At 42.8% G+C, this 11,242-nt stretch carries 16 protein-coding genes; 14 read left to right on the top strand and 2 right to left on the bottom strand.

All coding sequences use genetic code 11. The annotated features are described in order from the left end of the window. From VC182_RS11175 to VC182_RS11185, 3 genes are all read left to right on the top strand, one after another. A partial coding sequence (locus VC182_RS11175; RefSeq protein ID WP_416350589.1) for a transposase occupies positions 1-224 on the top strand: 224 nt, incomplete at its 5' end. 377 nt (positions 225-601) lie between these two features. Then, positions 602-1,075, top strand: coding sequence for a cupin domain-containing protein (locus VC182_RS11180; RefSeq protein WP_323485330.1), 474 nt, complete (start codon positions 602-604; stop codon positions 1,073-1,075). A 150-nt stretch (positions 1,076-1,225) separates the two neighbouring features. Beyond that, positions 1,226-2,182 (top strand): alpha/beta fold hydrolase, encoded by a 957-nt coding sequence (locus tag VC182_RS11185; protein ID WP_215304057.1) that lies wholly within the window; start codon positions 1,226-1,228, stop codon positions 2,180-2,182. Positions 2,183-2,455: 273 nt separating this feature from the next. Here the strand turns inward: VC182_RS11185 and VC182_RS11190 are convergent, their stop codons facing one another. Together VC182_RS11190 and VC182_RS11195 are read right to left on the bottom strand one after the other, a co-directional pair. Continuing rightward, the gene (locus tag VC182_RS11190; RefSeq protein ID WP_323485331.1) at positions 2,456-3,310 is read right to left on the bottom strand and encodes a DUF6671 family protein; all 855 of its coding nucleotides are present in this window, start codon (positions 3,308-3,310) and stop codon (positions 2,456-2,458) included. 15 nt (positions 3,311-3,325) lie between these two features. Beyond that, positions 3,326-4,285 (bottom strand): sodium-dependent bicarbonate transport family permease, encoded by a 960-nt coding sequence (locus VC182_RS11195; protein WP_323485332.1) that lies wholly within the window; start codon positions 4,283-4,285, stop codon positions 3,326-3,328. A gap of 83 nt (positions 4,286-4,368) precedes the next feature. On the opposite strand from VC182_RS11195, the gene VC182_RS11200 reads away from it, so the two are divergent. From VC182_RS11200 to VC182_RS11250, 11 genes are all read left to right on the top strand, one after another. After that, positions 4,369-5,265 carry a LysR family transcriptional regulator gene (locus tag VC182_RS11200; protein WP_323485333.1) on the top strand — a complete coding sequence of 299 codons (897 nt, stop codon included), beginning with the start codon at positions 4,369-4,371 and terminating at the stop codon, positions 5,263-5,265. Between the two features lie 156 nt (positions 5,266-5,421). Continuing rightward, positions 5,422-5,664 carry a type II toxin-antitoxin system Phd/YefM family antitoxin gene (locus VC182_RS11205; RefSeq protein ID WP_072584031.1) on the top strand — a complete coding sequence of 81 codons (243 nt, stop codon included), beginning with the start codon at positions 5,422-5,424 and terminating at the stop codon, positions 5,662-5,664. Beyond that, the gene (locus tag VC182_RS11210) at positions 5,658-5,924 is read left to right on the top strand and encodes a Txe/YoeB family addiction module toxin (RefSeq protein WP_416350590.1); all 267 of its coding nucleotides are present in this window, start codon (positions 5,658-5,660) and stop codon (positions 5,922-5,924) included. Before VC182_RS11205 ends, VC182_RS11210 begins: the two co-directional genes overlap by 7 nt. Before the next feature lie 156 nt (positions 5,925-6,080). Continuing rightward, complete coding sequence (locus tag VC182_RS11215; RefSeq protein ID WP_323485335.1) at positions 6,081-6,359, top strand: BrnT family toxin; 279 nt, start codon at positions 6,081-6,083, stop codon at positions 6,357-6,359. Positions 6,360-6,370: 11 nt separating this feature from the next. Continuing rightward, the gene (locus VC182_RS11220; protein ID WP_088525880.1) at positions 6,371-6,580 is read left to right on the top strand and encodes a BrnA antitoxin family protein; all 210 of its coding nucleotides are present in this window, start codon (positions 6,371-6,373) and stop codon (positions 6,578-6,580) included. A gap of 332 nt (positions 6,581-6,912) precedes the next feature. Further along, the gene (locus VC182_RS11225) at positions 6,913-8,133 is read left to right on the top strand and encodes a molybdopterin-dependent oxidoreductase (RefSeq protein ID WP_323485336.1); all 1,221 of its coding nucleotides are present in this window, start codon (positions 6,913-6,915) and stop codon (positions 8,131-8,133) included. Between the two features lie 10 nt (positions 8,134-8,143). Beyond that, entirely contained in the window at positions 8,144-8,455 is a 312-nt protein-coding gene (locus VC182_RS11230) for a cytochrome c, class I (RefSeq protein ID WP_215290234.1), read from the top strand. 175 nt (positions 8,456-8,630) lie between these two features. Further along, the gene (locus tag VC182_RS11235; protein WP_323485337.1) at positions 8,631-9,056 is read left to right on the top strand and encodes a BLUF domain-containing protein; all 426 of its coding nucleotides are present in this window, start codon (positions 8,631-8,633) and stop codon (positions 9,054-9,056) included. Positions 9,057-9,131: 75 nt separating this feature from the next. Next, positions 9,132-9,485 carry a hypothetical protein gene (locus VC182_RS11240; protein WP_323485338.1) on the top strand — a complete coding sequence of 118 codons (354 nt, stop codon included), beginning with the start codon at positions 9,132-9,134 and terminating at the stop codon, positions 9,483-9,485. Between the two features lie 84 nt (positions 9,486-9,569). Further along, positions 9,570-10,061, top strand: coding sequence for a peptidoglycan-associated lipoprotein Pal (gene pal, locus VC182_RS11245; RefSeq protein ID WP_323485339.1), 492 nt, complete (start codon positions 9,570-9,572; stop codon positions 10,059-10,061). 15 nt (positions 10,062-10,076) lie between these two features. Next, entirely contained in the window at positions 10,077-10,598 is a 522-nt protein-coding gene (locus VC182_RS11250; RefSeq protein WP_323485340.1) for a hypothetical protein, read from the top strand. Positions 10,599-11,242: the final 644 nt, after the last annotated feature.

Genomic DNA, 11,242 nt, shown 5'->3' on the forward strand with positions numbered 1-11,242 from the left:
ACTTTGCGGATCCGTTTGCTAGTTGGCAACGTGGATCAAATGAAAACTTCAATGGTCTATTGCGGCAATACATCCCCAAAAAGAGACCGCTATCTACTGTGACCGATAAGGAGCTTAGAATGATCCAGGACCGTTTAAACAACCGACCTAGAAAACGATTAGGATTTAAAACCCCCAATGAAGTATTTATGCAGTCCTTAAACCGTGTTGCACTTCGTGTTTGAATCTACGATTTTTAATACCAACCAAAGATTAGATATCCTCAGGTCCTGGTCGATTCCGCCCCGGGCCACCAAGAATCCTAATAGCCCACTTGTTGGGCTATTCTCTTTTGCGGCTTGACCGCTATAAATTTCGGATATCCCCATCTAGAAATGCCCTTTAAAGGGACGAATCAATTACACGTCCCCGTGTCGGTCGATGTCGTTTAAAACGACAATTCTTATTATGCTCAAGGGTTAGTCCTAGCTATATTCCATCGCACTTAGCACTATCTTAAATTGTCATATAAAAAGCCAATTCAAGATAGTTATCGATTGGAGGGGACATTAACCACCTTTTGGGTGATTTTTTATTTAAGGTAAAAGATAGGGAGTTCGGTATGAAAGTATTGTTGGCCACGCTATTTACATTTTTATTCTCCGCGACAGTTTATGCAGAGAATTTACCCGGCGGATTTATTACAGTTAAAGAAGATCAGATTGTTTGGAAGACCAATGAAAACGGCGTCAAGCAAACCACCCTATACGGAGACCCTAGCAAGCCAGGAATTTATGTGGTCCGCAATATTTTTCCTGCGGGGGTAATGAGTGCACCCCATTCTCACGATCAAGATCGATTTGTTACGGTAATCAGCGGGGTCTGGTATGCAGGTATGGGTCCTGAGTGGGATCCAAAAAAGAATATTCCAATGCCAGCAGGTAGTCTGATGTTTCATCCGGCTAACGGCATACATTTTGATGGCGCCATGGCGGCTGATACCCAAGTGCAAATTATTGGTATGGGGCCAGTGAAGACAGTTTGGATTTATCCCAAGGAAGATCATTTTGGAAAACCCCATAAGTTAAGCCAATAGGAAGAAATCCTAGGCCCTGGTTCGATTTCGCCCCGGCCACCAAGAACCACTAAAGCCACCTTCGGGCGGTTTTTTCATTTGAAGCACCACTTCGATTCTTTTGTCGTGATATTCTGATTTTGTAGTTTATAAAAATAAATTGGAGACAAAATGAGGCTAATCAAGGTTCTAGTTGCGGCATTGCTTGCTATCAACTTTTCAAATGTAATGGCAGAAAAAAATAATTCAGGTAGCGTACAAAGTGCTGAGCACTGGGTTCAAAACGGAGACATCAGGATATATGTTTGGGAAAAATTTACTGTTAGTCCAAAAAATAAACCGGTGATTGTTTTAGCTCACGGCTCTGCTACAGCTGGCAAGGAATCCTTTGATTTGCGAGTTCCAAGTAAGCCAGACATTAGCCTAATGGATGTGTTGGCCAAACAAGGCTTCGATGTATTTGCTTTGGACATTAGAGGCTTTGGAAGATCTACCCATCCAGAGCAACATTTCACTACAGAGGACGCCGCCAGCGATCTAAACGCAACCGTTGATTTTGTAATGAAATCTAGAAATATTCCCAAGGTAGGCTTATTGGGCTGGTCTTATGGGACTCAGTATGGCGGTTTGTTTGTAATGGCCCATCCGGAAAAAGTAGATCGATATGTTTCTTACGCGCAGATGGGTATCGATAGTATCGATATTGGCAAGCGTAGAGCCAATCTAAAAACATATCAAGATAAGGTTTACATTCAAATTCCTGAGGCTGGTTGGCATGGCCGCTTTTATTCTCTGACCCCCAAAGAAGATAACTTCCCAGAAGCCGTAGATGCCTACGCTAAGAGTGCCGCAGCGATTGAAGTAAATACTGCGACTAGCCCACAATTAGACCTAGTGACTAAATTACCAATGCTCAATCCAACTCAAATTATTGTGCCCACCATGATCATTCACGGTCAATATGATGATGTGGCTGATACTAAGCAATTAATGCCCTTCTTTGAGCAATTGCCTAATGCCAATAAGCGATATGTAGTTGTGCCTAATGCGGGTCATATGATGATGTATCAGAGGGGTTACAGCATCTTCCAGCAGGCTGTTGCCGACTACTTTAAGGAGCAGTTCTAAAGACATTATGCATCCTCAGCCCTGGTCGATTCCGCCCCGGGCCACCAAGAATCTCAATAGCCCACTTGTTGGGCTATTTTTATTAGAAGCCCTCAATGGCGCCTCTACCTTGCTATTAGCGTAGTCGGTCACTTTCTATAGAGTCAATCCGTCAATCAGGATGCCACCACTCTGGCTCTAGATTGGGATATCAGGGTCATCAAATGCCCTTTAAAAGGACAAGTCAATTATTCATCCTTGTGTTGGCAATGTCGTTTTAAACGACAAATATATTTAGGGATTACAGTAATCGCACTTTGATGGATCCGCCTTGATTTGATCCAGCAACATTTCTTCTTTTTTGTACGCACACTTTACGCATGACCATACATTAGCTATTGGCAGATTTGTTGGCGCTTCACAGCTAGAGCATGGCAAGCCCTTCTTTCTTTCTGTGATCCAGAAGCCAGGTGACTCACACTCTGGGCATACAGAATTCATCTTTCTTGAGAGATCTTGTGTAGCCTTCAATATGTTAGACATACGCGTGGGATTGGTATGTGCTCTTAAATCATTCTCTACAAATACATTTCCCTTTTTTGAAAGGTTAGTTGCCCAATCGAACGCTTCTTTCAAAGACTCAAGATCTTTGATTCCTTTACGACACTCTGGGTGATATTCATCATCAGGTCGAACGACTAATTGATGGGTAGTAAATTGTGCCTCTGAAAGAAGCGCATTTAATTCATCCCAACTTGATACTTGCCGGCTGGTGCTTTGAGCGTGCCCGCCAAAAAAACCAATAACTTCAAGTTTGCGTATGTCATCTATTAAAACTACTAACTCGTAATTCCAAGGAAGCATGCCCGTATAGGGATCATTATCAAAAGCACCTTCGCTGGCAATGCCAAGCATAGAACCTGATAATTCCATTCCAACCCTAGCCTTTTTTCTGGCGGCATCTAGTTGGGAGCCATATCTTGGAATATCTCTAGTAAAGGTACCTAGTTCGTCTGTGTCATACCCAGAGATATGGACAACTTCTAAGCCATTAGAGTCAAGGAGTTGTGGACAAATGACCGACTCTTTGCCATGTTGAGTTAGCAAACTCGCCTTGAGTCCAGAATAGGGTTTTGGATGAATTGGCATTTTATTTTGATGTTTTTAAACAAAATATTTGGCTACTGCGCTATAGATTGGAATGCCTAAGATAATATTTAAAGGGAAGGTGATGCCAAGGGACATGCCCATATACAAGGCTGGACTTACCTCGGGCATTGCATGGCGCAATACTGCTGGAACCGCAATATAAGAAGCGCTTGCCGCCAAAATCATCAAAAGGATCGTATCTCCCAGAGAGATATGAAATATATGGCATAAACCCAAGGCAATCATCGCATGGGTAGGCGGCGCGATGAAGGCATAAGCTAAAGTCACCGAAGGCTTACCTTTGAGTTCCCCTACACTCTTAGCGGCAAGCAATCCCATATCGAGCAAGAAGAAAGCTAATAAACCCTTAAATAAATCAATCGAAAAGGGCGCCATGACTTTATGACCCGAATCACCTGAAATGAGCCCTACTACTAAGGCTCCCAATAAGAGTAGTTGCCCACCATCAGTAAATGATTCGTGAAGTATCTTGCCCAATGAAGTGTGGCCACTGGCATTGCCTGAGCGTTGTTGACGAATTCTGTTGGCAAGAATGATGGCGATGATGATGGCGGGCGACTCCATGAGGGCCATTGCCGCGGCCATGTGTCCGCCATAACTAATACCGCTTTGATCTAAGACCTGTGTAGTAGTAATAAAAGTAACCGCACTAATAGATCCGTAAGTAGCGGCAATCGCGGCGGCATCCAGTTTATCTAGTTTGTATTTAAGACAGTTGTAGCCCAATAGCGGAATGGCTATTGCTAAAGTGATCGCCAGACCAAGACTAATAGCAATCTCAGGAGTAAAGCCTGATTTGTTTAAAGCAAATCCACCTTTTAATCCCAGAGCCATCAGAAGGTATAGCGAAAGAAATCGAGAAATGGGCTGTGGAATTTCTAAATTGGATTTCACGAGGCCCGCAAAGATGCCGAAGATGAAAAAGAGGATGGTGGGATCTAGCAAGATATTCATAAATTGTCCTTTGAGGCGATCTTAGGGAAATTTATATGTAAAGTAAAATCGATATTAATACGTTTATATATAGGTAAATGCTGATGAATATTACTTTTAGGCAGTTAAGACTATTTCTCGCTCTTGCTGAGACTGGAAGCGTTAGCGCGGCCGCTCGCATGGTTCATGTTACCCAACCAACGGCCTCTATGGGCTTAAAAGAAATTACGGATGCTGTTGGAGTGCCTCTCTACGAAGTGGTAGCCAGGAAAGTACATTTAACGCAAATGGGTCATGAGTTGGCTAAGACGGCTCGTGCGATTTCTGGGGAGTGGGATTCTTTCGAACAGCAAGTTAATAGCGTCAAAGGGTTAACACGAGGAAAGTTAAAAGTAGCAGTGGTAAGTACTGCTAAATATTTCATTCCCAGAATATTGGGAACTTTTTGCGCGAAGTATCCTCAAATCGATATTTCTCTAGAGGTGCTCAATCGTGATGGTGTAGTGAAAAGATTGGAAGAAAACTTGGATGATCTTTACATCATGTCCCAGCCACCACTTCATCTCGATATAGAAGATGAAGTGTTTATGCCCAACCCTTTGTTATTAGTTGCCCCAAAAGATCATGCTTTTGCCAAAAAAAAGAATATTGATATCAGTGCGCTTAAGAGTGAAAAGTTTATTTTTAGAGAAAAGGGCTCTGGCACCAGAATGGCAACGGATGCTCACTTCAAAAGACTGAAGTACAGGCCTAATGTTAGGTTAGAGCTAGGGAGCAATGAGGCAATTAAACAGGCAGTTATAGGTGGTCTCGGTATCGCAGTTCTATCCAAGTATTCTCTTGGTGATAAGACTGACCAAGAAGGGGTTGCCATATTGAAATGTAAAGAATTTCCTATTGAATCAAGCTGGCACCTTGTGAGCCCCAAAGGCAAAAAGTTATCTCCAATAGCCACAATCTTTAAGAAGCATCTATCTCAACAGGCTAAAAGCTGGAAATAGAGTCAGGCATCCTGGACCCTGGTCGATTCCGCCCCGGGCCACCAAACTCAAATAATGCCCTGCTTCGTGCAGGGCATTTTCTTTTGGTCGGGTGGGTGAGATGGCCACTTGACAAAGCGTACGCTTTTGCGTACTATATTGAAAAGGAGTGAAATCATGACCACATTAACCGCAAGTGAAGCTCGAGCAGGTCTCTACCGTTTAATTGATCAGGCGGCAGAGTCACACAAGCCAGTAGTCATTTCTGGTAAACGAGCAAATGCTGTTTTAGTTTCTGAAGAAGATTGGAGTGCTATTCAGGAGACGCTTTATCTATTGGCAATTCCAGGAATGCGTGAGTCAATTAAAGAGTCAATGGCTGAGCCTATTACTAAAAGTAAAAGGGCATTGAAGTGGTGACTTGGAATTTAGCTTATTCCAAATATGCCGTTAAGGATGCTAAAAAACTATCTGCCGCAGGTCTTAAAGATAAAGCCCAGGCTTTACTGGATATTTTAGAAGTAGACCCTCTCCAAAATCCGCCACCTTATGAGAAGTTGGTTGGTGATTTAAAAGGGGCTTACTCACGCAGAATTAATATTCAACATCGCTTAGTTTATGAAATTTTGCGCAAGGAGAAGACGGTTCGAATCCTAAGAATGTGGACTCACTACGAATGAAGTGGGCATTAGCCTAAAGCAGAGTCAGGCATCCTCGGCCCTGGTTCGATTCCGCCCCGGGCCACCAAGATTTAAATAATGCCCTGCTTCGTGCGGGGCACTTTCTTTTGGTCGGGCGGACTTGTTCCTTCTGATTAATATATGTACAATGTACATATGACTTCGTTACGATTTGAATGGGAGCCCAAAAAAGCTTCGGCCAATCTAAAAAAGCACGGCGTTTCATTTGAAGAAGCAAAATCTGTGTTTTATGATGAAAGTGCTAAATTAATTTCTGATCCTGATCACTCGGATGAAGAAGATCGGTTTATTTTATTGGGGGTAAGTCACTCTCTTCGTGTGATTTTGGTTTGTCATTGTTATCGCAGCAAAGGCAATGTTATTCGTATTATTTCGGCTCGTAAGGCAACTGCCAAAGAGTCAAAAGCTTACTAAAGGTGATAAAGATGCGTAAAGAATATGATTTCTCAAAAGCTCGTAAAAATCCTTATGCTTCGATGCTTAAAAAGCCTATTACCATCCGCTTAGACGAAGATTCAGTGAGTTACTTCAAATCTGTATCAGAAGAGGTAGGTATTCCTTATCAAAGCCTCATAAATCTCTATTTGAGAGATTGCGCCGCTTCGAATAAGAAATTAAACCTTAGCTGGAAGTAGCCTAGAAGTAGGATCAAGCATCCTAGGCCCTGGCTGATTCTGCCCCGGGCCACCAAGAGTCTCAATAGCCCACTTGTTGGGCTATTTTCTTTTAAGGCTTGCCAAGGTTAGGTGCCATTGGTCACGGATATCGCATTCAAGAGCTGTCCTTCAAAAGGGCAAACTAATTTGACAGCCCTGCGTCGATTTAAGCATATAGCTTATTAATAGCAGTTGCTCGCAATATCATTTAAAACGACATTTTTAATGCTCGATGAGGGTAATCACCAACGCATGCCCCTTTAAAAGTAGCTATTCTTACCTGAACCAAAAATACGATGGAGGAGACATCCATGAATTCAGAAAACTTTACCAATAGACGTAAAGTCATTACAGCGGCTTTGGCTGGGGGAGCCAGTTCTTTATTGCCATCTTGGGCAATGGGGGCAGAGAGAACTAATTTGCCTATTGCCTACGGTGAGCGCGAACTCATGGCCTTTCCTGAAAAGAAGCCTATGATTGTGCTGACTTCTAGGCCGCCGCAATTAGAAACCCCATTTCAGTATTACGACAATCATGTCATTACGCCAAACGATGAATTCTTTGTGCGTTATCACATGGCCGGCATTCCAACATCGATAGATCCCAACACTTATAGATTAAAAGTTGGCGGTAATGTAGAAAAGCCTTTAGAGATTTCTCTAGAGGCATTAAAGAAGAACTTTCCATCTCAACGGATTGTTGCTGTTAATCAATGCTCTGGTAATAGCCGCGGCTTATTTGAGCCTAGAGTTAATGGCGGGCAACTTGGTAATGGTGCGATGGGTAATGCCGCTTGGGTTGGCGTTGCCTTAAAAGATATTTTGAAGGCGGCGAATCCCGGTAGTGGAGCCAAGCAAGTAACTTTCAATGGCTTGGATCAGCCAATTCTCCCAAGCGATTCAGATTTTATAAAAGGCCTAGATATTGATCACGCCATGGATGGCAATGTGATGGTTGCCTATCAAATGAATGGAGCAGATATTCCCTTCTTAAATGGTTATCCAATCAAGTTAATTGTTCCTGGCTACTACGGAACGTATTGGGTTAAGCACCTTAGTGAAATTAAAGTGGTCGATGATGTATACAACGGCTATTGGATGAATCCTGCTTATCGTATTCCTGATAATGACTGTAACTGTGTTGCGCCAGGAACGGCACCCTCAAAAACCATCCCCATTAATCAATTTACGATTCGCTCTTTCATTACTAACTTTACAGACAGTAGTGTCGTCAATGTTGGTAAATCAGTTCAGGCAAGAGGCATTGCCTTTGATGCGGGCTATGGCATCAAAAAAGTTTTGTTCTCTCAAGATAATGGACAAAATTGGACAGAGGCAAGATTGGGCCAAGACCTTGGACGTTTCTCATTTAGAGAGTGGCGCATTGAATTCACGCCAAAACAAAAAGGGACATTGGACTTAAGGGTCAGAGCATTTAATCATGCTGGCCAAGTTCAGCCCATGACTGCAAGCTGGATGCCGGCTGGCTATATGCGAAATATTGTTGAGACTGTAAAAGTCACAGCGGTTTAAGGGGAAGAATATGAAAAAAACTATCCTCCTTCTATCTGCTCTTGCTTTGGCACAAATGGCGCAAGCTAAAACGATTGAGTTACCAGCCGATACAGTTTTATGGCGACCATCAGATTTACCTGGCTATCAGCTGACTTTACAGAAATGTTCTACCTGCCACTCTGCCCACTATGCAGAATATCAACCGCCCAATACGGGAGTTGGCTATTGGAATGCTCAAGTTTTAAGGATGAAAAATGTATTTAAGGCGCCCATTACTGATGAGGAGGTTCCGGTCATAGTCGACTACCTTAATAAAACTTATGGGGCAAACAGGAAATAGAATTAAACATCCTCGGCCTTTGTTGATTCCGCCCCGGGCCTCCAAGAAACACCAAAACCACCCTCGGGTGGTTTTTTATTTGGGGTCGATAGGGTTATTGCCCATTTAAGCCTGGCGACTAAAAGAACAAACTGGCTTTAGCTTTCATAGTCATTTTTAGGGGCGGGGAAAATAAGTGAGTGTTGACGATCCAAATCAATTGGTTGAGCTGAGCTATATCAGCAAAGCAACTCATGACATGGGCCTTTCAAGCTTAGTCCATCTATTTGATGTTGCCCAAAGGTGGAATTTAGACCATGAGCTTACCGGTGCTCTTTTCTACGAGAATGGCCATTTCGCCCAGATTCTTGAGGGTAAGCGAAAGGATGTTTTGTTCATTTGGGAAAAAATTCAAAAAGACTATCGCCATAAGGTTCTGCATCGAATTGAGTTCGATGAGATTGACCAAAGATTGTTTCCCAATTGGGCCTTAAGGTTTTATGGGGGCGATCAAATTGCCAAGGATGTTCCGCATCTAGTTGGCCTGCTTGATGGTCTTCTAAGCCATGATGTTGAATTATTGAGAATCATGCGCTCAGTAGCTAAAGGCGATCAAAATTAGGGTTAAATATCCTCAGCCCAGTTTGTAGGCATTGTTTAAAACGACAAATTTGGTAATCAGGTATAGAATTTGCCCATGTTGCTTCGTAGTAAAACACTCGTTCTATTGATATGCCTCTTCTTGATTGTATTTAAGGCGGCAGCTGGAAGTATTTTTATCCAGTCTGCAATTGAGCGGGCAGAGCTTGCTGGTAGCTATAACAATGCCTCAGCTTCACAGCAAGCACATAACAGCTCTGATTCGGCCGATGACAAAGAGCAGGTTCATACGATGTATCTGATGAGCCATGTAACCGCAAATATTAGCGAGATTAGAATTGCTGTTTTTCTTCCATCAATGACCATGCATCAATTTGCCATGGCAAATCAAGTTTTGTTGACGCAAAACTTTCCCGACTCAGTGTTTAAACCACCCAAAGCTATAGCCTAATTTTCTTAGGTTGGGCATGCTTTAGCGGCGTGCCTCTTTGCTATTTGGCTACTAAGGTGTAGCCATGTTTGGGGAAACCTCATCATGTTTAAATTTGTAAAAATAGTGCCATTGGCATTATTGGTTTTATTTGTTTCCGCTTGCAGTAGCGTTAAGTTAGATGATGCCAATGGCGTCACCACTGTTAACGCTGGAGGTTCTTCCACTTACGATCCAATTAGTGATCCGAAGTCTAGTGTTTATGGCAAGCGTTCAATCTATTTTGAGTTTGATAGCTATACCGTAGACCCTAAATATGTTTCAACAATCTCCGCGCATGCTTCTTACTTAAAGGCATTTCAAAAGCAAAAAGCTTTTGTGATCATCCAGGGCAATACCGATGATCGTGGAACTACCGAGTACAACCTTGCCCTAGGTCAAAAACGATCAGAAGCCGTTAAGAAAGCGTTACTTGCCCAGGGCGTCAGTGAATCTCAGTTAGAGGCGGTGAGCTTTGGAAAAGAAAAGCCAGCCAACCCAGCTCAGACAGAGGCGGCATTTAAAGAAAATCGCCGCGCTGATTTTGTCTATCAATAACTAACAGGCTACTCAATGAAAAACATATTTAAATTAAGTTTGATGGGAATTGCACTCCTTGGTGGGTGTGCGACAAAGGTTGCGCCCAATAATCCAGTACAAGTTGCTAAAGTGCCACCGCCAATGACGGCAAGGGCTCCAGATCAGGCAGGCTCTGTAACCAAGCGACTTAATGATTGCATTATGCGAAGCAATCAAAGTGCTGATGCATTGTTAGTGGATGCCCAGATTATCGCTGTTACCAGAAATAATCCTCACGCAAATGCCCTATTTAGTTCTGCAGATAAATTGACTGATCAGCAGGCTAAGGCATTAACGAGTTATTTGTCTGAGGCAAATTCCTGTCGGCCCATTGCTTTGGAGGGCTTGGGCCCCGAAAAGACTGCAGTTTACGAGGATTTCTTTAAAAAGATTGATGGTGTGTATGCCGATCTTATTGCCAGAAAGATCACTATTGGAGTGGCCAATCAAGAAAGGCAATTGCTTATTCAAGATGCTCGCATGAAGAAATTAGCGCTTCAATCTAAAAAGAATTAGCGAGATAGATTTATGGCTAGATATAAATTTGTGTGCCGCTCTTGTAAGTTTGAATGCATTAGTAGTATAGGCAGAGAGGTTGGTCTTCACTCTTCTAGGGTGGCGATGGTTTGCAAATCTTGTTCAACGATTGATGCTTATACAGTGGCTCATCCAGGAAGTATTAATACTGAAATTAGTAAGGCACCGGTTTGTACTAGTTGCCACTCGAGTAATCATCTGTCCGAGTGGGATGGTCTTACCTGTCCGCATTGCAATATGAGTATGAGGGCTTTGGGCGGTGACGTAGATGCTGAAACGCCTTTTAAGTACTGGTAATCAAGGATATGTGCCAATACAGGGGCCTGCTAGTAGATGTTAGTTGAGGCCTTAAATTTTATGCTGCGCTTGTTATAGGCTGTAGGAGACACTAAAACCACCTTCGGGTGGTTTTTTCATATTGGGCAATATCGTTAAAGCGACATGCGATGCTGAGGTAAGTCTATTAAATCAGCATCAGCAAGTTAGAAAGGTAAAGAGTGAATCGCTACCAATATCTTAGACACTTCCCAACCTCGCTTGGTACTGCTCTTCAAATCTTACCGGAGAAAGTCCATTGTTGTAACTATGGCGTCTAACCGGGTTGTAAAACATTTCGATGTAAT

Origin of the sequence: Polynucleobacter sp. AP-Nickl1-40-C4, from assembly GCF_035012665.1 — a bacterium.
Classification (GTDB): domain Bacteria; phylum Pseudomonadota; class Gammaproteobacteria; order Burkholderiales; family Burkholderiaceae; genus Polynucleobacter.